The following is a 25,172-nucleotide window of genomic DNA, read 5'->3' on the forward strand; positions in this document are numbered from 1 at the left end:
GTCAGCGCACTGTCGTCCATTCACCCTTCGGATCGGTCAGAACAAGAAGGAAAACGACGCCGCACCGTACGCTACGGCCAACCCTACGAGAATCCATCCGACATACGATCTGATGGACAGCCTGCGAGTGCGATGCCATCGCGGCGACGCTCGTAAGAATGCCCCTACAGCGCCCACCAAGAGCGTCACGCTCGGCAAGAACACCAAAAGGCGTCGATCCTTACGCGAGCAGACCAGCACGTCGGTGTCGAAACACTCGCCCCGCCGAGAACCCAACACCACAAGTGCCACTATCATCACAATCACAACCAGGACGATCGAGACTGCGTAAGTGATTGTCCTCCTGCCGATTTCCCGCTCGGCCCCTGCGGCAAGACCGGGTTGTTCAGTCATCGAGGAAACCCTCCGCTGTATTTCACGCCGACCCATTCAGTATCGCAGTAGCGTTTCGCTCACGCTCGGCGCCCAGAGGCATTCGTGGGCCAATCGACCGCGCCGTCGTGATGATTGATCTGTAACCAGTCATACCTCCCGCCATACTCGCCTTGTCCTGATTTCAAATCGACTCTTGTCATCCAGTCTAAATGTAGCTTATCTACATCAGTGGATGCAGATAATTGACCGTTTGGAGTATAGGATTGCTTCAGTTAAACGGCCGCGTCACCACAACGCACAACCTCGAGGAGTCACCGATGCTCTTGCGTCTGCCAGGTGTTTACCCTCCACAGGAAGATACGTGGCTGCTGGCCGACGCACTGGCTGCAGAGAGACTAGGACGGGACTCTCGGGTACTGGATCTCTGCACCGGGACGGGGGCGCTGAGCTTGCGCGCCGCTGCAATCGGAGCCAGACATGTCACCGCCGTCGACATATCTCGTCGCGCAGTCGTCACCACCCAGTTGAATGCCATCCTGCATCGGCATTCGATTCGAGTGATTCAAGGCGATCTGACTACACCCGTTCAAGACCAACGTTTCGACGTAGTCATTTCCAACCCCCCGTACGTTCCTGCGCACGACGACGTCCTACCCACTCGCGGCGTGGAGCGGGCGTGGGACGCGGGCGTAGACGGGCGGGTGCTTCTGGATCGGATATGTACACACGCACCCCGAGTGCTTGCCGAGTCAGGTGTTCTCTTGATCGCGCAGTCTGTGCTCAGCGGGATTGAGAAAACTCAGTCCATGCTGGAAGAACAGGGATTATCTGTGGAAGTCGTGGCTCGCGCGGAGATCCCTTTCGGGCGCGTACTCTCCGCGCGGGCGGCACTGTTCGAGGCCCGCGGCCTCATCGCTCCGGGCCAGCGCACCGAAGAGATCGTTGTCCTTCGGGCCGCGAAACCAAGTCTCGACAAGGAGGTCATGTGAATTCCATGTCCGATACCGAACGCGACATGAGCTCGGTCACCGTCACCGTGTGCCCGGACGGACCGATACTTGTTCGTGGTCCTGCAACCCTGATCGATGGCGCGGGCAATCCGATCGAACGAAAACGGGCAACGGTCGCGCTGTGCCGATGCGGTGGTACGAGTATCTCTCCGTTCTGCGACGGCACACACAAGAAAAGGAAGTCCATCCCTCGTGACCAGCGCTGAATGTGGACGTGATGTGGCAAAGCCATGTGAGCCCTCGGCGCGGCCTAGTCGACCAGAGGACGTGAGGTTCGAGAGTTGTAGCGAGCCATCATGATTCGCGGTGGGCCTGCAGAGGAAACCGGAACCAACTCGCCGGTCAGACTCGAACTCCAGTTTGTTCGCTCAACTGTGCAACCCTCGCCGCCAGAATTGAATTCTCGGCCTCGAGCGACAGTATTAACCGGATGCCGACCAAGTTGACACCGTCGTCGATCAGCGCAGTGATACGGGCCAGCGTCTCCAGGTCCGATTCGCTGTATCGGCGGGTTCCGCCTCCGGTGCGGGTCGGTGTCAACAACCCTCGTCGCTCATACAATCTCAACGTTTGCGGCCCGACTCCGGAAAGTTCGGCCATCACCGAGATTCCGTAAACGCCTCGAAGCGCGCGCGCCTGGGTCTCTGACGTCACGGTATACCTCCTAGGCGTCTTCATTGACCGTGCAACCTTAACATTCTCTGCATTTCAATCTAACGTCGCCAGCACAGATTTCATGAGTCCAGCAGTGTGCAATGCGAGCGCGCATTTGTCCCGTCAATTTTCCACCTCAGCTGTTGCCAATTATCTGCAGCTGCTGGTATAGATTTTGAGGGAAGGCGATGGGCGCAACCGTCGAATGAACAGACAGATCTGAATGAACAGGCAGATCTAGTGTCACATCTGCAGAACGACGCCTCAGGCAGTGTTAACCACGCAACTCCAGGAGGCCCTATGACCAATCACGAGGGAAACCGGACCAAGGCTTATCCGACAGTGTCGAGAGAGCCTGCGTTGATCGGGTTTCGAAACACGGACACCAACTCCAAACCGACCTGCCTGACACTGTAACGTGGTCCGAAGATGGGCGGTGCGATAAGCGCAGTGCTACAAGCAAACTGAACAGCACTAGTTATTTTGCTGTCCAGTCCAGAGAAGTGTCGTCCAGATCCTGAAGTTTCTGCTTGATTTCCTGCATGCTCGGCGCGTGACCGCACATTTCCTCGCGGCACCATTTACCTCTGTGAACATTCGTGTACGGACACGTCCCAAATGGCGTGACACAAGACGCCGCAACACGAGACTCTGTCGATAGACACAGCGCCGAGAATGCTCGGGGACCACCCATCAGTCGCACGAATATCCTTGTAACTTATTGCGACGGAAAGGGATACATAGGTTGCATGCTCAGCAAACGACCGGAACACCCACGACTGTGCAGCACATGTTGGAGACACCATGACGACCGACAAAGATATCGCTACCGAGACAGTTGATCTACCCAGGTGGCGGGATCGAAAACGGTATTGGTGGCCCGTGGCCTTGTTGATCCCACTGAGCCCATTCCTGTCCTGGTTGCTCGTCGATCGTCTGAGCTTGGGATTGTTCTGGGCGACCGGGGCATGGATTCTGGTACTGATCATTCCGATCATCGACTTGATTTCAGGTAGAGACGGCCAGAGCCCGCCGGATCATGCAATTCCGCCGCTGCAAAAGGATCGCTATTATCGTTGGTGCACCTACCTTTTCGTGCCACTACAGTATGCCGGGTTGATGTTTGCGTGCTGGTGCTGGGTGAACGCCCCCATGGCGATGGGTGAGAAGATCGCCCTCTCCATGACAGTCGGAGTCGTAGCCGGCGTAGGAATCAATGCCGCACACGAGCTCGGACACAAAAGCGAAGCCGTCGAGCGATGGTTGGCAAAAATTGTTCTCGCACAATCGTTCTACGGGCATTTCTTCGTCGAACACAATCACGGGCACCATGTCCGAGTGGCAACACCTGACGATCCAGCCAGCGCTCGGTTCGGCGAATCATTCTGGATGTTTTTGTCACGCAGTGTAATCGGCGGATTGAAATCGAGTTGGGCGATCGAAACAGCGCGTGCGCGCCGACGCGGAAAACTCAGCTGGGGTGCGCAGAACAGCATCGTTCAGACATGGGTGATGAGCATCGTCTTATTCGGTGGACTGATCGCAGTGTTCGGCTGGCAGATCGCCCCTTGGCTAGCACTCCAAGCAATCGCCGGGATCTCATTTTTGGAGGCGGCAAATTACATCGAACACTACGGACTGCTACGCAAGCGCAGATCCGACGGCAGTTTTACGAAAGTCCGACCGGAGGACAGTTGGAACAGTGATCACATCGTCAGCAATGTGTTCCTTTATCAACTTCAACGTCACAGCGATCATCACGCCAACCCACGCCTGAGATACCAATCATTGCGAAGTAGCCCGGCGGCACCGCAACTGCCGGCGGGATACGCGGTAATGATCGTCTGCGCTTGGATACCCCCGTTGTGGAGGTGGCTCATGGATCGCCGTGTTCTCGCCTACTACGACGGTGATCTCACCCTCGTCAACACGAAAGCGACTTCACGATGAACGCGCACACCGGTGAGGAAAGGCAGGGCTCCACTCCCCCTGCAGGAACGACGGACCGCAGTAAAATACCGCCCGCCCCGGAGATCATCGCAGCGGTGGAATTCCTCCGCACGCAACCTGACGCAGCAAGCATCCGGCGCCGATATCTTGAACTGATAACACCAGGCAACGAGCGTGACGGCACCACCATCGACTACACCGCCGCTGAGCGCTACCTCCTCGCGACCGCTGCACGATACAAACGACAAGTACGCCTCGGTTCCCGCGCAGAGCAGGGTTCCGGAGAGCAAGGTTTCACGAAGCAGGACGACACCGACGGAAGATGATTCACAGCATTTCAACCGTCGAGATCCGGGAAGCGTCGAGCCGCAAAAAGCTTCTGACGACGGGAAAGTAGGATCTAGTACCGTTCGATGCAGGTAGGACTTAACAGCAGACCCCGAGGTGCACAAACGATGTCTTGGCCAGACAATGCCCTGACAGAACCCGCAGCTGTTTTTGCGGCGTTGGCCCAGATTCTTTACTCCGCGACAGACGATGCCGACGTGTACAACGCGATCTGTTCCGCCGCGGTCGACTTGATTCCCGGTTGTGATCATGCCAGTTTGATGCTGCGCCGTGGGAACACCACCGTCACCGTCGCTGCGAGTGATGAGATGGCCGCTTTTGCAGATGATTTGGAGCGCGCCACCGGAGAAGGTCCGTGCCTTGACGCTCTCGAAACCGAAACACCACAGCTCGAGTCGGATCTGCGCACTCCGAACCAGTGGCCTGAATTTGCGCGGCAAGCTCTCTCGAAGACTCCGATCCGTGGAAGCATGGGGTTCCGCCTACTCGTCGACCGACGCAAAATCGGTGCTCTCAACCTCTTCTCCGATACACCGGGAGCGTTCACGGAGGACATAGCCGACGTGGCTATTGTTCTCGTCTCCTTCGCGTCTGTGGCAGTCACTGCGTTGTCGCGAGGAGAGGATGCCGAATCGCTGCGGCGAGGTCTGACCGGTAGCCGTGAGATCGGCCAGGCCGTCGGTTTGCTGATGGGATTACACGGGGTATCGAGCGACGCAGCATTCGAGATTCTGCAGAAGACTTCGCAGAACATGAATGTCAAGGTCGCAGACCTCGCTCGCGACGTCATCGTCCGGCATCGATCTACTCTCGACTGACCGGCTCGCTGCCTCCTGAGAAAGTTGGCGCGAGACGGTTGCCTTGCAGCCGGCAGCATCATGTCTGGCCCGCTGGGATAGGATCTGTTTCAGTTCTTCGTCAAGCATCGGCAACGGACGTTTAATTCCCATGCCGTGCTGCCCTGCAACGGCCACCTCGAACAGGTAGGTCAATCATTCCCCTTACGTCGAAGCACTCGGAAACATATAACGACGCATTGATCGCACTGGCCGCTGCAACCCAGCGTCCGGCCAATGTTGTCAACCTCGCCGGCGATTACGCCATCCGTGTCGATCTCGAGTACAGCCGCTACGTACTGGCCACCAACACTGCCGAGGGTCTGTCGGACGAAACCTATCCCGCCGGCTCGTGGTTGGTTCGTATCTTCCAATCTCAAATCGGCGGCCTCCCAGACGAACTACTCGCCGACGCCACCGATGAATGGCTTATCGACGCATTCGATTCCGTTCTCAGGCGCCTCGAAGCCGACGGAAAGAAGATCTTCGCGGACGCGGACTTCGGAGACGTCAGCCTCCTGAAGCCGGCAACACACGTGATATCGGTGCACTCACAGATCACCCCGGCCCCTCGGCTGCGTTGCACGACTGAGGGATCTGCTCTGCAGGAATAAGTCTCACTCGATCGAATACGAACCAGATCGAAACTGTGTCGCTACAGCCGTTGCTCCGAACCACGCGCTTTGCCGCATTCCAGCAATGTGGATGTCAGCCGAGCGCTTCCCCCACCAAGAACGCGACCTTCTGCCGTTCCACATCCACGTCGAAGTCGGCGTCGCGGGCGGCGATGCGCGCGATCAGCTCCGTCACCGCAGCGTGGATCGTCTGTCGCAAGAATCCGCGTGGGTCGGAATCTCCCAGGACGTCGGCACTGTTCATCTGGATCTGCGCAGTGATCGTGCGCCGCGCCAGAAAAACACGCGGGGACCGGACACCGGTCGGATCAGTCACCGTCGTGATGTCGCCACCGACGATGACAAACAGGTCGAAGTCGTACTGGAACTCCACGTTCCGCAGCTGCCACTTGATCCGACTCAACTCTTCGAAGTAGGTCAGCGGTATCGACGGGCCGCCGAACACCGATCTGAACCTGAGCCGATGCGTCATCCGGCCACACCGATCGAAGGCTCACTCACGGTTCGCTCCGACGGGGCGCGGGTCGACAGCACCGTCCGGCGTGGCGACCTCCCAGTACAGGTTGGATGGCCCGACCAAGATGAGTGGGTCGACCCACTCGGCAACGACCTCGACGATGACGTCCTCGAGTTCCTCTCGTGACCAAATCCGCGGCCGGACCGGAACCGCAGGCTCCCAGCCGTCCTCACCCCAGATGACGCCGAACAGTTCCCGCTCATCACCGAGCTGCCTATCCAACGTGAACGCATCAGGGCCGTCGAATCGCGCCCAGACATCGAACGTGCCGTGCGCGTCCTGGTCGACGAATACCTCGATGATCACGCCGTCAATGCGGGCAGACGCTGTGTTGCGTATCGTTTCGAGCCGAGCGGCCACTACCGGCGACACGGTGTCGAGGACGGCTCTCAGCGCGTCGCGGTATTCAGTTGCTTCCACGGACTCAGCATATCCGTGCCGTTCCCGGAGCAGTTCACCCTCGGAGCAACAGCATGCCCCTACAGCAGGAGAACACTAAATCTATTGATCGGCAACGGATCTCGCGAGATCGTGTCAAGATGTCCGATCACGGTCCCTCTCCACAATCCAGGCTGCAACCTGCGCCCGCGAGGTGAACCCCAGTTTTGTCAGTATGTGCTCCACATGCCCCTGGGCGGTGCGCGGTGAGATCACCAGCCGATCGGCGATGGCCTGGTTTGTCAGGCCCTGCGCGATGAGATCGGCGACTTGGCGTTCCCGCTTGGTCAGTCGCGTCGAGGCGTCCATGCCGGATCCGGCTGCGTCGGAGAGCCGTTCGTGGAGGGCGTAGGAAATTGCAGCTTCGAGTCCGAAGCCTTGCCCCTTTCGGAAAGCCGCCGCGAATGCTTTGTCTCCGAGCTTCTGACGCGCCTTCTGATCGCATTCCTGGTGATAGACAAGTAAGTTGGAATGAATAATCGCGGTGCTGCCCATTGCGTGCGCCAACCCATCCGCCGCTCCCATCAACACTGCGGCTCTGGTGGCGTCGCGCCGCCCGCACTCGATCCAGGCCATCGTCTCGAGGCAAGCTGCTGCGACGCGTGGGTGGTGTACCAGGCGGGCCAACTTCAGCGATTGCTCGAGTAGCCGCATCGCACGATCGGTATCGCCTTTTCGCCACACGGCGATGCCGAGGGCCCACAACGAGAGCGACCGATACATCTTCTCGCCATAGTGGTCCGTGATCGAGAGGACACGCTCGAGACATTCGATTGCCCTGTCCATCTGGCCGCTCAATCCATAGGCCAACCCCAACGAATACAACGCACCTACCTCGAGCGTCCGATCGCCGTGACGGCTGAATCCGGCGGCGGCGGCTTCGAGAAGCGAGGAAGCGCGCCTGGGGTCACCACTGTAAAGAGCATGCATTCCGTCGGCGAAGTCAACGAGTGGGCGCATCATCGGGTCACGCGTGTGAGCGGTGAGACTCCGTGCCTCCTCGACGCGGCCCGCCCCGGCCCTGAGGTCACCTTGAATACTCGCCATCAGCGTGGCGAAGTAAAGACCCTTGGCCCAGTCGAGGGTGAATTGGCCGCTCTGACGGGCAAGCAAGTGGTCGATCCAGTGCCGGCACTCGTTGTACAGGCCTTGGGAGCTCCAGAAGAAGGACAACGCGACAGCGGTTCGCAGGCCGGCGACGGGATCGTCGACGACGCTGAATTCGAGGGCTTCCCGCAGGTTCGGTTGCTCGCGCTTCAGACGCGCGATCCAGTCGAGTTGGCGGTCGCTGACCCACTCGGCCTCCGCGTCGAGCGCCAACCGTTCGTACCAGTCCCGGTGCCGGCGGCGCAGTTCCGTTAGATCGCCGGACTGCTCGAGCTTCTCGTAGCCGTACTCGCGCAACGTCTCGAGCATCCGGAACCGCACCACCGACCCATGTTCCTCGCGAATCAGAATCGACTTATCGACCAATGACGTCAACGTGTCGAGAAGCGCGCCCGGATACTGGTCCGCGCTGCACACCTGCTCCGCAGCATCGAGTTCGAAACTAACCGCGAATACCGCCAACCGACCCCACACCAGTTGCTCACTGGCAGTACATAACTCGAAGCTCCAGTCGATACAGAGCCGCAACGTCTGCTGCCGCGACGGGGCGCCCCGGATACCTCGAGTCAGCAGCGCGTATCGATCAGTCAATCGCTCGAGAATCTGCTCGAGCGACATCGCCCGCAATCGCGCCGCCGCCAGCTCGATCGGCAACGGCAGCCCGTCGAGCCTGCGGCAGATCCCGGCCACCGTCTCCGCGTTCTCCTCGGTGAGCACAAATCCCGGAACTGCCGACGCGGCGCGCTCGCCGAACAACGACACTGCATCGTATTTAGACAATCCCCGGAGCGACGGCTTCCGCTCGGGCTCAGGGACGCCAAGCGGCGGAACCCGCAGCACCGCCTCCCCACCGATGTCGAGGGGTTCGCGGCTGGTAGCCAGAATCCGCAACGACGGACAGACGCGCACCAGGGTCGCGGCCAATTCAGCGACGGCATCGACCAGCTGTTCACAGTTATCCAGAACCAGCAGCAATTCCCGCGGTTCGAGAAACTCGATCAGCATCTCCGGTACCGGTCTCGCCGACTGGCCCCGCAGTCCCAGCACACCAGCCACTGTTTCGATCAGCAACGACTCGTCACGCAGCTCGCCCAACTCGACGAGCCGGACGCCATCGTCAAATTCGCTGTGCATCCCCGCCGCGAGCCGCATCGCCAGCCGCGTCTTTCCGACCCCGCCGATCCCGGTCAACGTCACCAACGGGCCAGCGGCGAGCAGGTTCTTCGCTTCGGTCAGCTCGCGTCGGCGGCCCACAAAGCTGGTCAGTTCCAGCGGAAGCTCCCCCGTCGTGCTCGGAGTAAAGGCACCTGAACGTCGCAGTCGACCTTCAGGGCCAGGTCGCCAGCCGCCGCCCGGTTCGCCGGGTTCGCCGGGTTCGGCACGTAGGGACATCTCGTCGACCGGGAAATCGTAGTGCCGTTGCATTTGCCGCAGTTGCTCGCCGAACTCCGCGGCAGTGACTGGGCGCGCGCCGGGCGTCCGCGACATCGCGCGAGAGATTACTTCGGCCACGTCGTCGGGGATCCCATGGTCACGCAAGTCGGGTACCGCTTGCTTGGTGATCCGCAGAAACTGCGCGACAACTTGCTCACCGCTACGACGCTCGAACGGGGCGTGACCGGTGAGAGCGCTGAACAGGACAGCGCCAAGACCGTAAATATCGGCCGCTGGACTCGACGGATCTCCCCCCAGCACCTCCGGCGCCGTATATGCCGGCGACCCGGTGACGACCCCGGTGGCAGTCTCGAAACCACCGGTGATATGCGCGATACCGAAGTCGGCCAACTCCGGTTCGCCGTACTCGGTGAGCAGGATGTTGGCGGGTTTGATGTCGCGGTGCAGGATGCCGAGCCTGTGCGCCGACTCCACCGCGCCCGCCATCTTCACCCCCAGGCGGAACGCCTGATCCAACGGCAGCGGACCGTCGCGTCGAATCCGAGCATCGAGGGAATCCCGCGGGTGATACGGCATCACGATGAACGGACAGCCACTGTCGGTGGCGCCGACCTGCAAAATGTTGACGATGTTCGGGTGTCCGGTCAACCGGCCCATCGCTTGCTGTTCCCGGAAGAAGCGAGACCGGTTCTCCTCGTCGAGATCAACCGTGAGCACCTTCACCGCAACCGGGCGATCCAAATCTGCCTGCATGCAGCGGTAGACGACGCCGAATCCGCCGCGGCCGATCTCCTGGACATCGTCGAAGCCGGCACTTCCCAGTTCCACGGCCGACGGCGGCGGGTAACGCTGAGTGCCGAGCGAATCACCTTCACCCATCGGACGGCCTACTCACTCCGTCGGCACCTAACTCCTGGCCACTGGTCCCGACGGCACGACCAGCGCCCTTCAACCCTATCCCTCACCAGTCGTAGAGGATCGTCATCACTGCCGCAATCTGATTCAATGGAAAGATGTGCAGGTGGCTGGCATATTCAGGTGAACCGATCCTTGCGCATGACCTCTTGTTCCGGCCGAAGCACTCGCTAATCGACCAGAGCCTGCATTCTCGTCTCGGTGCGACAACAACCAACGGTGACGGCTTCGGAATCGGTTGGTACGGGGAGGGCAGCGAGCCTGCCCTGTTCAAAAGCATCGAACCCGCGTGGAACGACTCGAACCTCCGCGAGGTCACCAGTCAATTGCGGACGGCGGTGCTCTTCGCTCACATCCGTGCATCGACGGGAACTCCGGTGCAGCGCAGCAACTGTCACCCATTTCGACATGGCAATTGGATGTGGATGCACAACGGTTCCCTGCGTGGGTTCCATGAGATCAAACGCGAATTGGTGACCGCCATCGATCCATCGCTCTTCCCCGACTTGGAGGGCTCCACGGACTCGGAAACTCTGTTCTTTCTCGCGCTCACCTTCGGCTTGACCGATGATCCGTTCGACGGGGTTGCCAGAGCGGTCGGGTTTGTCGAGCAGACAGCCCGCGCCCACGGAATCGACAATCCAGTACAGATGACGGTCGCTACGACGGACGGAACATCAACCTGGATCTTCCGCTATTCGACTGAAAGACAATCAAGGTCGCTCTTCTTCTCCACCGAGATCTCCACGCTGCGGAAACTCCATCCCGAAGTGGAAGCATTGCACCACCTTGGTGAGGAAGCACGAATCGTCGTTTCCGAACCACTGCGCGACCTTCCGGGAGCGTGGAACGAGGTGCCGGAATCGGCTGCGGGTGTCGTTCAAGCGGGACGGGACGAAATGCGGGAGTTCGAGCCAATCCCTACGTGAGTGCCGGTTCGACATCGACATCCACTCAGACAAACAAAAAATGCGGCTCCGGATTTCTCCGGAACCGCATTTTTGCTCTTCGGTCGGGCTGACAGGATTTGAACCTGCGACCACTTGACCCCCAGTCAAGTGCGCTACCAAGCTGCGCCACAGCCCGTCCGCGCCCTTGTTTCGGGCGCCTGGAAAGATTACATCAGAGACGGGCTGAAGTACCAATCGGCTGGTCAGAGCCTTTTTAGTACTGTTTGGACGCAGAAACTAGCGGCTCTTACGGTCGCGCTTCTCGCGCACTCGCACGGAAACGCGGATCGGGCTGCCGTCGAAGTTGAACTCTTCACGCAGACGCCGCTCGATGAACCGGCGGTAACCGGCCTCGAGGAAGCCTGTGGTGAAGAGAACGAAGGTCGGCGGACGCGTGCTTGCCTGCGTCGCGAACATGATGCGAGGCAGTCGGCCACCGCGCATCGGCGGCGGTGTTGCTGCCACAACTTCCTTGAGCCAGGTGTTCAGGCGACCCGTGGGGATGCGCTTGTCCCAGGACTCGAGAGCCGTGTCGAGAGCCGGCACGAGCTTCGCCACGGCGCGACCGGTGTGGGCGGAGATGTTGACTCGCTGAGCCCATGGAACGCGGACTAGATCGCGGTCCACTTCCTTGTCCAGCATGAGTCGACGGTCCTCGTCCACGAGGTCCCACTTGTTGAATGCGATCACCAATGCGCGACCCGTGTCGGCCACCATGCTCAGAACACGGAGGTCCTGCTCGGTGATCGGCTCGTGTGCGTCGATGAGCAGGATCGCGACCTCAGCGGCCTCGATCGCGCTCTTCGTGCGCAACGACGCATAGAACTCGGCGCCGCTGGCATGGCTGACGCGCTTGCGCAGACCAGCCGTGTCGACGAAACGCCAAGGGCGCCCACCGAGTTCGACGATCGAGTCGACCGGGTCGACGGTGGTGCCGGCAACGTTGTGTACGACGGACCGCTCGTCGCCGGACAGCTTGTTGAGCAAGCTGGACTTTCCGACGTTCGGCTTTCCGACCAGAGCAACACGACGCGGGCCGCCGCCGGGGATGCCTTCACGCGGGGTTTCCGGAAGCTTCTCCAGAACCTCGTCGAGCAGGTCGCCGGTACCGCGGCCGTGCGTCGCACTCACGGAGTACGGCTGACCGAGGCCCAAGGACCACAGTGCGGCGACCTCGGACTCGGTGCGTCCGTCGTCCACCTTGTTGGCAACGAGGATGACCGGAGTCTTGGAACGACGCAGCACGCGAGCGACCGCTTCGTCGGTCGCGGTGGCGCCGACAACAGCGTCGACGACCAGGAGAATGGCGTCAGCCGTTCCCATGGCCAACTCGGCCTGCCGAGCAACGGCCTGCTGAAGGCCCTTTGCGTCGGGCTCCCATCCGCCGGTGTCCTGGACGAGGAAGCGTCGGCCGGCCCAGTTCGCCTCGTACGAGACACGGTCACGGGTAACGCCGGGGATGTCCTCGACTACCGCTTCACGGCGGCCGATGATGCGGTTCACGAGCGTCGACTTGCCGACGTTCGGTCGACCGACAACAGCCAAGGTCGGGACGGCAATGTGCGCTTCGCCTTCGCCGTCCGCTTCGAGATCGGCGTAGTCCCACTCCGATTCCTCGGACCAGGTTCCGTCGCCGGCAAATTCGGTTACCAGATCGTCGCTCACTGCACTGCTCCAGTTCTGTCGCTGACCACCAACAGCAGCTTGGCGATCACATCTTCAATGCCCAATTCGCTCGTATCCACCAGGATGGAATCCTCGGCAGGGCGCAACGGCGACACTGCCCGAGTCGAATCGAGATGGTCACGGCGCTGCACATCAGCCAGCACCGCTTCGTAATTGTCTTCGCGGCCTTGGCCGACATTCTGCGTATTGCGCCGTGCCGCACGGGTTTCCGCCGATGCGGTCAAGAAGATCTTGACGTCCGCATCAGGGAGTACGACGGTTCCGATGTCGCGTCCTTCGACGACGATCCGCTCTGCGCCCGCCGCCAACTCACGCTGAGTGGCAACCAGCAAGTCGCGAACCTCGGGCACGGCGGACACAGCGGAGACAGCCTTGGTCACCGCGTCGCCGCGGATCTCCTCGCTGACGTCCGCGCCGTCGAGATGCACCTGCTCGTTGCTCGGATCGGTACCGATGGACCAGGGCAACGCCGCAACCGCAGCGGTGATCGCCGCAGCGTCAGTCAGATCGATTCCCTGACGCAGCACGTGCAGGGTCGCGATCCGGTAGATAGCTCCGGTGTCGAGGTAGCGGGCGCCCAAACGCTGCGCCAACGCACGGGAGACGCTGGACTTGCCGGTTCCGGACGGTCCGTCCATCGCGACCACTAGCGGCATGGACGAATCGGTCACAGGCCGACCGCCTCGTACAGTCCACCGACCTCGCTACGACCGAGTACGCGCTGCGTTCCCGGACGCTGATCGCCGAGAGCGACAACTCCGACGTTGGTGCGAACCAGGCGGACAACAGGGTGACCGACGGCATCGAGGAGGCGACGCACGATGTGCTTGCGACCTTCGTGCAGAACGAGCTTGACGAGCGTCTTGCCCTCGTTGATCTCGAGCACAGTGAATGCGTCCACCTTGGCCGGACCGTCGTCGAGGGTGACACCGTCACGCAACTGCTTACCGGTGCTGCGCTCGACAACGCCGTGAACGGTGGCGAGGTACGTCTTCGGAACCTCGAACGACGGGTGCATCAGGCGGTGAGCGAGATCGCCGTCGTTGGTGAAGAGGAGCAAGCCCTCGGTGTCGGCGTCGAGACGGCCGACGTGGAACAGTCGCTGACCGGACTGAACGCGCTCGGAGACGATGTCACCGACACACGGGCGACCGAGGTCGTCAGACATCGTGCACTGCCATCCACGCGGCTTGTTCATTGCCAAGTAGACGAGGTCCTTCTGCACGACAACACGAACGCCGTCGACGCGGACTACTGCGTTCTCGGGATCAACACGCAGACCCTGCTCCACCACGATGCGGCCGTCGACCTCGACGCGACCCTGGTCGATCAGTTCTTCTGCTGCACGACGTGATGCGACGCCGGCCTGAGCCAGCACCTTCTGCAAGCGGACGCCGTCGCCCTTCGGCGGGCCGTCGTGCTTGGTGACCTCGGCGTGCTGATGACGCGCCGGCTTGGCGTTGGACACCAACGGGTTCTGAGAGACGACGCGCTGCGGCTTCTCCGTCTTCGGCTTGCCACGCTTGTTGGTTGCCGCCGGTGTCGGGGCTGCCGGGCGCTTGCGCGGAGGTCCGTCGAACTTGGATCCACGAGGAGCGTTTGCCCAGGCAGTGCCGCGAGGAGCCTCGGGGCGTGCGCCGCGCTGATCGTCGCTGCGACGGTCAGCGCCACCGCGCGGTGCGCGACGGGCATCAACGTGAGGGGTACGACGGTCATCGCTGCGGGGGCCGCGACGATCGTCATTGCGCGGGCCGCGGCGGTCATCGTTGTAGCCACCACGACGGTCGTCGGTCCGTGCGGGACGACGATCATCACTACGTGCGGGACGACGATCATCACTGCGCGGGGGACGACGATCATCACTGCGCGGGGGGCGCCGATCATCATTGAATCCACTGCGACGGTCATCCGTGCGGGGGCGGTCGGATCCGGCATTGCGGTCGTATCCGGAAGTACTGCGGGAAGTGTTGCTGCGTCCACCACGGGGGGCTTCGCTGCGTGCGCCACGGGGGGCGTCACTGCGTCCACCACGGGGGCTGTCGCTACGACCACCGCGGGGGGCATCGCTGCGTGCGCCGCGGGTGTCGCGGGAGTTGTTACGGTCCGGTGTGCCATCTCGGCGAGCGGGATTGTTCACTTTTTTCCTGTCAGTTTTCAGCTGTTTCCCGACTGTGGTCGGGTCTTTTCTTTCTGCTGACGACGGCGGGTTTTCCCCGTCAGTCGTCGTCGACTTCGGTGTCCACCACGTCGGTGGGCACGTCGGCCTTGTTCATTCTCGCAAATCGCGGATCGGATTCGAGGCTTTCGCTGATGTCGTCGATCAGGTCGACATCAGGCAAAAGCGGTGCCAACTCCGGGAGATCGCTCAGCGAGCTCAATCCGAGCCGTTCGAGGAACAGTTCGGTTGTGGAGTACCGTGTCGCGTTGGTGTCCGGGTCTGGCCCGGCTTCCGCGATCAGTCCGCGGGCGAGGAGTGTGCGTACCACCCCGTCCACGTTGACGCCTCGTACTGCACTGATCCGCGCACGAGTCAACGGTCCACGGTATGCGACTATCGCCAAAGTTTCCAATGCTGCGCGGGTCAGTTTGGTACGTGCGCCCTCCAGCAACAGCCGTTCGACGTAGGGGGCGAATTCTTGCCGCGTGTAGAAACGCCATCCGTCGCCTGCGTATCGCAGGTCTATGCCGCTGCCACGGGCGGTAAGTGCAGCCGACATCAGTTGCAGTCGCTGCTCGACGCGAGCCGGATCGGTACCGGTCACGGAGGCAAGTTGCGCCACCTCCGCCGGTGAGTCGACTACGAGCAGCAGCGACTCGAGCACAGCGTCGAGTTGAGTGTCGTCCAGCTCGAAAGCCAGAGCCGAATCACCCTCACCAGAGTCATCTACCTGCACAGATTCCGTCGCGGCCGGATTGAGACTCATCGGTAGTCCTCCTCGGTGACGGGGGCTGATTCCTCGCCGGTCCAGGTAACGAGCAGTGGCCCGAGCGGCTCGGGTTGGTCAAAGGCAATGGTGCGCCGACGGTACAGCTCGAGCAGCGCCAGGAAGCGGGCGACAATCGGGGCGGCGTCGTCACAGTCCTCGATCAGGTCCGGAAACGGTACCCACTCCCCTGTGCCGCGGGCACGCAGTAGTTCGAGGATGAACTCCGCTTGTTCGGGGATCGAGATATTGGACACATGCAGGTGATCGAGGCTGACTGTGGGCACCGGCCGGGGTGCGAAAACGGCTGCGGCGATCTCGGCGAACTTGTGCGAATCCACTCCGAGCAGCACTTCGGGAAGGAGATCGGCGAACTGGTCCTCGACGGCAACGGAGCGGGGGTATCGCCGCAATGCTGCTTCCTCGAGTTCACCGAACAGCGTCGCAACTTGCTTGTAGGCGCGGTACTGAAGGAGCCTGGCAAAAAGAAGGTCGCGGGCTTCGAGCAGAGCAAGATCCTCGGCGTCCTCGACTTCGCCTGCCGGCAGGAGCCTGGCGGCTTTCAGATCGAGAAGTGTCGCGGCGACAACAAGAAACTCCGTCGTCTGATCGAGCCCCATCGCACTGCCGAGTTGCCGGGTGTACGCGATGAAATCGTCGGTGACGGTGTGCAGCGCTATCTCGGTGACGTCGAGTTGGCGTTGATTGATCAGGGAAAGCAGCAGATCGAACGGCCCTTCGAAGTTTCGAAGTGTTACGCGGAACTCTGCAACTGCTGGGGATGAATCTTCTTGCGGTGGAATCAGTTTCACTAACGACCAGACCGGTGGATTACTTCGCGGGCCAGCGCCCGATACGCCTCGGCTCCGGCAGATTTGGGTGCCCAGGTGGTGATCGGCTCGCCGGCCACGCTGGTTTCGGGGAAACGCACGGTGCGGTTGATCACGGTGTCGTAGACAACGTCGCCGAACACCTCGACGACGCGCGCCATCACCTCACGGGCGTGGAGTGTGCGCGAGTCGAACATCGTGACGACGATACCGGCCAACTCGAGTTTGGAATTGAGCCGGTCGTGAACCTTTTCGACGGTGTCGTTGAGCAGCGCCAGACCGCGCAGGCTGAAGTACTCGCATTCCATCGGAATGATCACCGAATCAGCGCAGGCCAAGGCATTGACCGTCAGCAGACCGAGCGACGGCTGGCAGTCGATCAGGACGTAGTCGTATCGATCCAGAACAGGATGCAAAACGCGACCCAGCGTCTGTTCACGTCCCACTTCGGTAACCAGCTGAATCTCGGCCGCCGACAGATCGATATTGCTCGGCAGCAGATCCAGTCCGTCGATCCGGGTGCGCATCAGCACGTCGTCGATGGACACACGCGGTTCGACGAGCAGGTTGTGGACCGTCAGTTCCAGATCATGGTGCTGCACACCCAACCCTGCGGACAGTGCGCCCTGCGGGTCCAGATCGACCAACAGCACGCGGCGGCCGTACTCCGCCAACGCCGCCCCCAGATTGATCGTGGACGTCGTCTTGCCGACGCCACCCTTCTGGTTACACATCGCGATGATCATCGCGGGACCGTGGTGCGGCAACGGGGTCGGCATCGGGACTTCTCGTACCGGTCTACCGGTTGGTCCGAGTTCTTCAACTGACGCAGTGTCCGACGAGGTCGGTAGGTCGAATATCGCCTCGGAATCGGTGGCTGGGGCAGGTTCGGTAGAGGGGTCGAGGTACTGGGTTGTGACATACGGCGGCGCTGACTCCGCCGCTGCTCGCTGCGATGTCGACACGGTCCGATGCTCCCCTGTTCTTTCGACGGTTGCTCTCGGCGCCGGCAACCCGTGGAATACCCGGCAGTACCGAATTCCGACAGGCCGAATACTCACAAGAGTCGCTCGCGCGCCTTGAACGCTACCGCTTATTTCTCCGATTTCTCACGCAACACGCATTACACGCAGCCGGCTAGCGCGCCCGGGGGTGTGCTTGCGCCCACACTTCACGCAGCGCTGTGACGGTGACCAAGGTGTAGATCTGGGTTGTGGTGACCGACGCGTGGCCCAGAAGTTCCTGCACAACACGAACGTCGGCACCGCCGTCCAGCAGGTGTGTGGCAAAGGAATGTCGCAGCGTGTGGGGCGAAACGTCAGCCGTGATTCCTGCCGATGCCGCCGAATCCTGAAGGATCTGCCAGGCACTTTGCCGGGACAACCGTCCACCTCGCGCGTTGAGGAACAGGGCAGGCAAGCCCCTGGTAGCCAGCGCGGGCCGGCCACGCACAAGATAAGCGTCGACGGCCTCGATCGCGGGCCGACCGATGGGCACCACGCGTTGCTTTCCGCCCTTGCCGTGGAGCACCACGGATCGAGAGTGGGTGTCGATGTCGTCGACATCGAGGTCGATGGCTTCCGAGATACGAGCTCCGGTGGAGTAAAGCAGTTCCAGGAGTGCGCGATCCCTCAGATCCCGGGGACCGTCTCCGGCTGCGCCACCACCGGACGCTTCCAATAGCGCGATGATCTGGTCGAGCGGGAGCGCTTTGGGGAGTTTGCGTCCGGGGGTCGGCGGTTTGACTGCCCGGGCCACGTCGACCGTTGTGAGTCCTTCGGCGGTCGAGAACTTGTGGAAACCGCGTACCGCGATCAGGGTCCGCGCGGCAGAACTCGGCGCCAACGCGACAATTCCGGCGTCCTTGTCCCCCAGCCGCAAATTCGTCACGAATTCCGTGATGTCGTTTTCAGCAACTCGAGAGACATTGTCGATGCCCCTGGCATTGAGGAATTCGACGTAGCGATACAGATCCCGGCGGTACGAGAGAAGAGTATTGCGAGCGGATCCCCGCTCGACCGCTAGGTGGTCCAGAAATGAATCCACCTGTCTGGCAAGCATTTCAGGCCCTGGACTTGCGTTCTCCGAAGGCGGTCGGACGGTCCGGCCACGGAGCGTCGGCTGGTCGCAACTCTGTGCCGACAGCGCGTGCTGCCGCCAGCGCCATGATGCCGGACACCGCGGTGGCGTTCACCAGATCGCCGCGCAAGGCCATGTCGACGGCCTTCGCCAACGGCACCCGCGCAATCTGCAGGTCCGCCTCTTCGTGTTCGGGATCTTCCCGGTCGACGTCGTGCAACCCCTCGGCGAGGAAAACTCGCACAGCTTCGTCGGTGAACCCCGGCGAGAGCGCAACGTCGACAAGCACGGACCAACGATCAGCGCCGAGTCCGGTTTCTTCGCCCAACTCACGCGCGGCCGCGTCCAACGGACTCTCGCCAGGTGCGTCGAGAAGACCGGCCGGGATCTCCCACAACCGATGACCGAGCGGATGCCGGTACTGATGAATCAGAACAAGATTGTCGTCGGCGTCGATCGCCACCACCGCAACAGCGCCGTGGTGTTCGACGACCTCCCGGTCGGCGCGCTGACCTCCTGGCATCACCACAGAGTCCTTACGCAGCGCGATGATCGCGCCGGTGTAGATCGTGGTGGAGTCGAGGGTGTCGAATTCGTGCCGACCGGGGTCGCTCATGTGATTGCTAGACCTTTTCCGAGGATTCGGTGACGGCGTCGAGTTCGGTCTCGGTTGCTGCGGTGTCGATGGTCTTCTCGGCATGAACATCAACGGGCAGACGCTCTTCGAGCTTGTACTTCAGAGCCGCATCGATGAACGCCGAGAACAGCGGATGCGGACGCGTCGGGCGGCTCTTGAGCTCCGGGTGTGCCTGCGTTGCAACGAAGAACGGGTGCTGCTCGCGCGGGTACTCGACGAACTCGACGAGATGACCGTCGGGGGACGTACCGCTGAACTGCAAGCCGGACTTGGCAATCCGCTCACGGTAGGTGTTGTTGACCTCGAAGCGGTGACGGTGACGCTCGGACACATTTTCGGTTCCGTAAGCCTGCGCCGCAACCGAACCCTTGGTCAGCACTGCCGGGTACGCACCCAGACGCATCGTGCCACCGAGGTCGGCCTCGCCGGCGATCACGTCTTCCTGATCGGCCATCGTGGAGATGACGGGGTACTTGGTGTCCGGTTCGAATTCGGCCGAGTTGGCATCCGTCAAACCGACGCTGCGTGCCGCTTCGATGACAACACACTGCAGACCCAGGCAGATACCGAGCAGCGGGAGTTTGCGTGCGCGGGAGTACCGGATCGCGCCGAGTTTGCCTTCGATACCGCGGATGCCGAAGCCGCCGGGGATCAGAATGGCGTCGACGTCGCCGAGTGCGGCCTGGGCGCCTGCTTCGGTCTCGCACTCGTCGGAAGCGACCCACGAGATCTCGACCTTGGAACGGTTGGCAAAGCCACCGGCACGCAGCGCCTCGGTCACCGACAGGTACGCGTCCGGCAGGTCGACGTACTTGCCGACCAACGCAACTCGGACCGTCTCACGCGGCTGGTGAACCCGATCGAGCAGATCGCCCCACACAGTCCAGTCGACGTCACGGAAGGGCAGACCCAACTGACGCACGACGTACGCGTCGAGGCCCTCGCGGTGCAGAACCTTCGGGATGTCGTAAATCGACGGAGCGTCGGGAGTGGAGATGCAGGCGTCGACGTCGACGTCACACATCAGGGCGATCTTGTTCTTGAGGCCCTGCGGAACGTCACGATCGCAACGAAGGATGAGCGCGTCGGGCTGAATGCCGATGCTGCGCAACGACGCAACCGAGTGCTGCGTCGGCTTGGTCTTGAGTTCTCCGGACGGGCCGAGGAACGGCACGAGGGAGACGTGCAGGAAGAACACGTTGTCGCGGCCGACGTCGTGGCGGACCTGACGGGCAGCTTCGAGGAACGGCTGCGATTCGATGTCGCCGACAGTCCCACCGATTTCGGTGATGACGACGTCGGGGCGCACGCCCTGCAGATCCGGGCCGCTCATCTCGAGGATGCGTCGCTTGATTTCGTCGGTGATGTGCGGGATGACCTGAACGGTGTCGCCCAGGTACTCGCCGCGTCGCTCCTTGGCGATAACCGTCGAATACACCTGGCCGGTGGTGACATTGGCCTGACCCGAGAGATCGCGATCGAGGAAGCGTTCGTAGTGTCCGACGTCGAGGTCGGTCTCCGCGCCGTCTTCGGTGACAAACACTTCACCGTGCTGGAACGGATTCATCGTGCCCGGATCCACATTGAGATAGGGATCGAGTTTCTGCATGGTCACGCGCATGCCCCGCGCGGTGAGCAACTGTCCCAAACTGGAGGCGGTCAAACCTTTACCGAGCGAAGAAGCAACACCTCCGCTGACGAAGATGTGCTTGGTGGCGGTACGCGTGGTGTTGCGTGACTGTGGCAAAAGGGGCTCCCGTGACGACTGTGCAGGGCTTGGTCTGTTGAAGCAATGCTGGGGCCTGCCGACCCACGGGATTTCACGGTAACACCTATGGGGCCCCGACGCCTACTACGCGCCGAGTTTCGCCCCACGATGTGACCGGGGTATCAACTCGCGGGTGCACCGACGGTGATCGCCGCGGCTCCCGGGCCGGTTCCGTACCGTCCTGCTCCGCCGTTCAACTGCTCTTGCAAAGCCAGCGAGGTAGTGATCTTCCCGGCTTCACGATCAACGTTGTCGATGGTCGTCAGACCCGCTGAGAGCGCCGCATCGGCCCGTACAACCGCAATCGGACCATTGCCATCGGCCGAGCCCGGTCGACCCGCCAGGACCGTTCCTGCGCCGCGTCCGTCCAGCGCACCGGCAAAGCGGGCGATCACGGCGCCGCGATTACCGGAGGCCCCGTCGTCCGATGCGTTGTCGCCCGTGAGGACCACCGCGAGCTGAGCCGGCTTGACGACGCCGTCGTACGTGACGAAACCTGCGCTGCGCAACGTGTCGAGAGCCAGATTCAGCTCGTCCGGCGTGCTCTGCGGCTCACTGGTCGATCCGTTGAGCAAGAGGACTGATCCGAGCAGGTCACCGGCGAGGCTTCCCTGGTCGACCGCTCCCGTCTTGAGAGTGATGCCCGCGGGGATCACGTTGTTCACGACCGTCCGCAGACGGTCACCGCCGCTGGCATCGGCAAACGAATCCGTCAACGACACGCGACCGGTCACCACGCCGCCCGATGCCGCGATCAATCGCGTGACACCGTCCAGATCGCTCGGATCAGCGTCGGGTGCGGTCACCAGCACAACGGTCCGACCGGCGAGAGAATCACGTACGACGCGTCCGCCCACGGCCGAGTCGAAACCGTCGGCGGAGTTGAGTTGCTCTTCGAGATGATTGTTCTGTTCGTTAAGATTTTCGATCTCGTTCTGCAGATCAGCCTTGTCGTCGCGCAGGCCGGAGAGCAGCCCACTCGACAACATTCCGGATCCCAGAACGACGCCGATAGCGAGTGCCAAGAAAATAGCCGCAATCGAAATTGCGTGTTGACGCATAGAAATCACTTGAAGAGCCCCTGAACCCACAGCGCAAAGCTGTTCCATGTTGCGATTGCCCAGTCGAGAACTTCACTACCGGCATTGGATACGACCAGCGCGACGATCACCGCGACCAGTGCGGCGAGCACCAGAAGAGCAATAGCTCCCCCGGATACCCGACTGCGATACAGCGTTGCGACGGCTTTGGCGTCGACAAGTTTCGGACCGACCTTGAGTCTGGTCATGAACGCCGACGGATTGCTTTCGCGGCGAGCACGATCGAAGAATTCGTCGAGCGAGACGACGTTACCGACCGTCACGATCAGCGACGCGCCATGATGGTCCGCAAGCAACAAAGCCAGATCCGTCGGTGACCCCGTTGCCGGGAACGTCATCGCTCCAATGCCGAGATCCTGGATACGCGAAAGACCGGCAGCATGACCGTCCTGGTCCGCAGGCAGAACCACCTCGGCGCCGGACTTCAGAGTGGGACTGGTGATTTCTTCCGGGTCGCCCACGATGAGGTCGGGGCGGTAGCCGGCTTTGCTCAGTACATCGGCGCCCGCACCGACGCCGATCATGATCGGCGAGTACTCCTTGATGAACGGCTTGAGGTTCTTGAGATCCGCCTCGTGATCGGGCCCGTCGGACACCACCACGACATGGCGGTCCTTGAGATTGATGTCGACGTCTGGCACGCCGATGCCGTCGATGAGGAGCGGACTCTCGGTTCGGATGAACTCGATTGTGTTGCCGGAGAACGCTTCGAGGTGGTCGACGAGTCCGGTTTTTGCCTCGATCATCCGGTCGGAGATCTCGGCCTCGGACTGTTCCTCACCCTTGAGGAGGCTCTTTGTTCCGTTGAAGACCTCGCCTTCGTGCAGGCGAATCTTGCTGCCGTCCTTGATCGACTTGAATACCTCGCCGTCCGGCGCGTCGATCAGGACGATGCCGTTGGCGACGATCACCTCCGGGCCGAGGTTCGGGTATCTACCGGAGATGGACGGCGATGCGTTGACAACCGCGAGCACTCCGGCTTTCACCAGAGCGTCGGCTGTTCGCCTGTCGATGTCGAGCTCGTCCAGGACGACGATATCCCCGGGACCGACACGGCGTAAAAGCTTGGCCGTATTCCGATCGACCCTGGCGATGCCGCTGATCCCTGGCAACGACGTGGTGTTACGGGAGAGCAATGCGGGCATCTTCATGGCTTCGATGATGAACCCGAACCTGCCGCTATCGGTGGAGGCGCGCCGAACCAACTACCACATCAACCACAACTGCACCACGTATTGTTCAATCTGTGACGCGTGCCGCATTGGCTATTTCCAACAGTTCCTCGGCGTGCGCACGACCCGTTTCAGTATCGTCCAAACCGGCCAACATCCGGGCCAGTTCCACGACTCGATCGCTGTCCGAGAGTGTCCGAACACCACTGCTGACGACGCCGCCCTTGTCGTCGACTTTGTCGACTACGAGATGGGTATCAGCGAATGCCGCCACTTGCGGAAGGTGCGTCACCACAATCACCTGATGTGTCCGAGCAAGTTTGGCCAATCGGCGACCGATCTCGACGGCCGCACGACCACCGACTCCGGCGTCCACTTCGTCGAACACCATCGTCGCGCCCGTGTCGCTACCGGCAAGAACAACTTCCAAGGCGAGCATCACGCGTGAGAGTTCACCGCCCGACGCGCTTTTACTGATCGGCAACGACGGAGCGCCGCTGTGCGCCGACAACCGGAACTCCACCTCGTCTACGCCACCGGAACCGGCATGCAATTCCACTCCCCCGACGTTCAGCGGAGCCGAATCCTGAGGACCGGCGACCTGCTGCCGGACGCTGACTTCCAAACCGGCCCGGCCCATCGCCAGTCCGGCCAGTTCCGCACTGACGGCTTTCGACAACTTTGCAGCCGCCTTCACTCGCGCCGCGCTGAGTTTGGTGGCCGCATCTGCTGTCAGCGCGGCGGATTCCTCGACCTGCTTGCTCAACAATCCGAGAGCATCCGACGATACGTCGAGTTTGGACAGTCGAGTACGAGCAGTGTCGGCCCATTCCAGAACTCCGTCGACGTCAGCGGCATACTTCCGCGTCAGCGTCTTCAGTTCGGATTGACGTGACAGCAGTGTGTTCAGAGCACCCGGATCAGACGGTAATCCAGCGAGGTAGGTATTGAGATCGCCGGCTACATCGGTGACAACCGCGATGGCATCGGCCAGCCGCGCACCCAATCCGTCCAAATCGGAATCGACGACGGACTCGATCCGCGCCCTGGCCTCCGACATCAGATCCAGTGCGGGCGAGACTCCGACATCAGCACTGGCCATGTCGTCGCTACCGGCGAGTGCCGCATGCGCTTCCTCGGCTGCCGAGCGCAGCGAATCCAGATCACTGAGACGCCGAACCTCTGCCACGATGGTGGCGTCCTCGCCCGGTTCCGGTGCAACACCGTCGATTTCGTTGAGCGCGAAGGTCAGCTGATCCGCTTCCTGCGCCAGTTCGCGGGCCTTCGACGTGCGTTCGATCAGTTCCGAACGAGCGTCAAGCCATTCACGGCGATGCTTCCGGTAGCGCGTCAGGAGCGTTCCGATTGTCTTGTCGCCGAAGCGATCCAGAGCATTACGCTGCTGGTCGGGACGAAGTAGTCGGAGCTGATCGTTCTGACCGTGCACCGTCAACAACGGGTCGGTGAACTCCGAGAGCACACCGGCCGGAACGCTGCGACCACCGAGATGCGCTCGCGATCGTCCGTCGCTACCGACGGTCCGGACCGCGATGATGCTGCCGTCCTCGTCACGCTCGGCTCCGGACGACTCGAGGATCCGTGCGATCTCTCGTTCCGACGCCGGCGACAAGTCCGTGACGAACCTGCCCTCGACAACTGCGCGGGAGGCGCCCAGACGCACCCGCCCGGCATCGGCTCGCGCACCACTGAGCAAGTGCAGGCTGGTGACAACCATCGTCTTACCCGCACCGGTCTCACCGGTCAGGACGGTCAATCCCTCGTGGAATTGCGCTGACGCCTCGGAGATCACACCCAGGCTGTCGATTCGGATCTCTGCGAGCACGTT

Annotated in this window: 24 protein-coding genes and 1 tRNA gene; 7 read left to right on the forward strand and 18 right to left on the reverse strand. The window is 61.7% G+C overall.

What is annotated here, in order from left to right; translation table 11 throughout:
- Positions 1–36: 36 nt before the first annotated feature.
- A complete protein-coding gene (locus C7T36_RS23920) occupies positions 37–393 on the reverse strand; it encodes a hypothetical protein (protein WP_033231900.1) in 357 nt (118 codons plus the stop codon).
- A gap of 299 nt (positions 394–692) precedes the next feature.
- On the opposite strand from C7T36_RS23920, the gene C7T36_RS23925 reads away from it, so the two are divergent.
- Together C7T36_RS23925 and C7T36_RS23930 are read left to right on the forward strand one after the other, a co-directional pair.
- Positions 693–1,364: a HemK2/MTQ2 family protein methyltransferase gene (locus C7T36_RS23925; RefSeq protein WP_033231899.1), complete on the forward strand. Its 672-nt coding sequence runs from the start codon at positions 693–695 to the stop codon at positions 1,362–1,364.
- Positions 1,365–1,369: 5 nt separating this feature from the next.
- Positions 1,370–1,591, forward strand: coding sequence for a CDGSH iron-sulfur domain-containing protein (locus C7T36_RS23930; protein WP_033232178.1), 222 nt, complete (start codon positions 1,370–1,372; stop codon positions 1,589–1,591).
- A 136-nt stretch (positions 1,592–1,727) separates the two neighbouring features.
- Here the strand turns inward: C7T36_RS23930 and C7T36_RS23935 are convergent, their stop codons facing one another.
- On the reverse strand, positions 1,728–2,039 hold the full coding sequence (locus tag C7T36_RS23935) for a MerR family transcriptional regulator (protein WP_033231898.1): 312 nt from the start codon (positions 2,037–2,039) through the stop codon (positions 1,728–1,730).
- Positions 2,040–2,843: 804 nt separating this feature from the next.
- Between C7T36_RS23935 and C7T36_RS23940 the strand changes: the two genes are divergently transcribed.
- From C7T36_RS23940 to C7T36_RS23955, 4 genes are all read left to right on the forward strand, one after another.
- On the forward strand, positions 2,844–3,989 hold the full coding sequence (locus C7T36_RS23940) for an alkane 1-monooxygenase (protein ID WP_045067861.1): 1,146 nt from the start codon (positions 2,844–2,846) through the stop codon (positions 3,987–3,989).
- Entirely contained in the window at positions 3,986–4,315 is a 330-nt protein-coding gene (locus C7T36_RS23945) for a hypothetical protein (RefSeq protein WP_051730309.1), read from the forward strand. Before C7T36_RS23940 ends, C7T36_RS23945 begins: the two co-directional genes overlap by 4 nt.
- A gap of 129 nt (positions 4,316–4,444) precedes the next feature.
- Complete coding sequence (locus C7T36_RS23950; RefSeq protein WP_045067862.1) at positions 4,445–5,155, forward strand: GAF and ANTAR domain-containing protein; 711 nt, start codon at positions 4,445–4,447, stop codon at positions 5,153–5,155.
- Positions 5,156–5,331: 176 nt separating this feature from the next.
- On the forward strand, positions 5,332–5,787 hold the full coding sequence (locus tag C7T36_RS23955) for a hypothetical protein (protein ID WP_230590040.1): 456 nt from the start codon (positions 5,332–5,334) through the stop codon (positions 5,785–5,787).
- 94 nt (positions 5,788–5,881) lie between these two features.
- Here the strand turns inward: C7T36_RS23955 and C7T36_RS23960 are convergent, their stop codons facing one another.
- The 3 genes from C7T36_RS23960 to C7T36_RS23970 form a co-directional block, all read right to left on the reverse strand.
- Entirely contained in the window at positions 5,882–6,280 is a 399-nt protein-coding gene (locus C7T36_RS23960) for a hypothetical protein (protein WP_033231896.1), read from the reverse strand.
- A gap of 21 nt (positions 6,281–6,301) precedes the next feature.
- Entirely contained in the window at positions 6,302–6,745 is a 444-nt protein-coding gene (locus C7T36_RS23965; RefSeq protein WP_045067863.1) for a DUF6389 family protein, read from the reverse strand.
- 114 nt (positions 6,746–6,859) lie between these two features.
- Complete coding sequence (locus tag C7T36_RS23970; RefSeq protein ID WP_045067864.1) at positions 6,860–10,144, reverse strand: protein kinase; 3,285 nt, start codon at positions 10,142–10,144, stop codon at positions 6,860–6,862.
- Between the two features lie 134 nt (positions 10,145–10,278).
- Between C7T36_RS23970 and C7T36_RS23975 the strand changes: the two genes are divergently transcribed.
- The gene (locus C7T36_RS23975; protein WP_175393642.1) at positions 10,279–11,109 is read left to right on the forward strand and encodes a class II glutamine amidotransferase; all 831 of its coding nucleotides are present in this window, start codon (positions 10,279–10,281) and stop codon (positions 11,107–11,109) included.
- 83 nt (positions 11,110–11,192) lie between these two features.
- Here the strand turns inward: C7T36_RS23975 and C7T36_RS23980 are convergent.
- The 13 genes from C7T36_RS23980 to recN all read right to left on the reverse strand — a co-directional run bounded on the left by C7T36_RS23980 (position 11,193) and on the right by recN (position 25,169).
- Positions 11,193–11,266: transfer RNA gene (locus C7T36_RS23980), tRNA-Pro, on the reverse strand.
- Between the two features lie 101 nt (positions 11,267–11,367).
- Positions 11,368–12,795 (reverse strand): ribosome biogenesis GTPase Der, encoded by a 1,428-nt coding sequence (der, locus tag C7T36_RS23985; protein ID WP_033231894.1) that lies wholly within the window; start codon positions 12,793–12,795, stop codon positions 11,368–11,370.
- On the reverse strand, positions 12,792–13,472 hold the full coding sequence (gene cmk, locus C7T36_RS23990; RefSeq protein ID WP_181317511.1) for a (d)CMP kinase: 681 nt from the start codon (positions 13,470–13,472) through the stop codon (positions 12,792–12,794). The genes der and cmk overlap by 4 nt, the downstream gene beginning before the upstream one ends.
- Before the next feature lie 11 nt (positions 13,473–13,483).
- Positions 13,484–14,953 carry a pseudouridine synthase gene (locus C7T36_RS23995; protein WP_084702836.1) on the reverse strand — a complete coding sequence of 490 codons (1,470 nt, stop codon included), beginning with the start codon at positions 14,951–14,953 and terminating at the stop codon, positions 13,484–13,486.
- A gap of 79 nt (positions 14,954–15,032) precedes the next feature.
- Positions 15,033–15,740: an SMC-Scp complex subunit ScpB gene (scpB, locus tag C7T36_RS24000; RefSeq protein WP_045067867.1), complete on the reverse strand. Its 708-nt coding sequence runs from the start codon at positions 15,738–15,740 to the stop codon at positions 15,033–15,035.
- Entirely contained in the window at positions 15,737–16,552 is an 816-nt protein-coding gene (locus tag C7T36_RS24005) for a ScpA family protein (RefSeq protein WP_045067868.1), read from the reverse strand. Before C7T36_RS24005 ends, scpB begins: the two co-directional genes overlap by 4 nt.
- The gene (locus C7T36_RS24010; protein ID WP_373557473.1) at positions 16,552–17,430 is read right to left on the reverse strand and encodes a ParA family protein; all 879 of its coding nucleotides are present in this window, start codon (positions 17,428–17,430) and stop codon (positions 16,552–16,554) included. Before C7T36_RS24010 ends, C7T36_RS24005 begins: the two co-directional genes overlap by 1 nt.
- 277 nt (positions 17,431–17,707) lie before the next feature.
- Complete coding sequence (gene xerD / locus C7T36_RS24015) at positions 17,708–18,631, reverse strand: site-specific tyrosine recombinase XerD (RefSeq protein WP_033231888.1); 924 nt, start codon at positions 18,629–18,631, stop codon at positions 17,708–17,710.
- A gap of 1 nt (position 18,632) precedes the next feature.
- Positions 18,633–19,265, reverse strand: coding sequence for an NUDIX hydrolase (locus C7T36_RS24020; RefSeq protein ID WP_045067870.1), 633 nt, complete (start codon positions 19,263–19,265; stop codon positions 18,633–18,635).
- 7 nt (positions 19,266–19,272) lie between these two features.
- On the reverse strand, positions 19,273–21,033 hold the full coding sequence (locus C7T36_RS24025; protein ID WP_045067871.1) for a CTP synthase: 1,761 nt from the start codon (positions 21,031–21,033) through the stop codon (positions 19,273–19,275).
- Between the two features lie 143 nt (positions 21,034–21,176).
- Complete coding sequence (locus C7T36_RS24030) at positions 21,177–22,124, reverse strand: copper transporter (protein WP_045067872.1); 948 nt, start codon at positions 22,122–22,124, stop codon at positions 21,177–21,179.
- Positions 22,121–23,305: a putative cytokinetic ring protein SteA gene (gene steA / locus C7T36_RS24035; RefSeq protein WP_045068171.1), complete on the reverse strand. Its 1,185-nt coding sequence runs from the start codon at positions 23,303–23,305 to the stop codon at positions 22,121–22,123. Before steA ends, C7T36_RS24030 begins: the two co-directional genes overlap by 4 nt.
- A gap of 88 nt (positions 23,306–23,393) precedes the next feature.
- A complete protein-coding gene (gene recN / locus C7T36_RS24040) occupies positions 23,394–25,169 on the reverse strand; it encodes a DNA repair protein RecN (RefSeq protein WP_045067873.1) in 1,776 nt (591 codons plus the stop codon).
- Between the last annotated feature and the right edge of the window lie 3 nt (positions 25,170–25,172).

This window comes from Rhodococcus sp. AD45-ID (assembly GCF_003023755.1).
In the GTDB taxonomy this organism is placed as follows: domain Bacteria; phylum Actinomycetota; class Actinomycetes; order Mycobacteriales; family Mycobacteriaceae; genus Rhodococcus_F; species Rhodococcus_F globerula.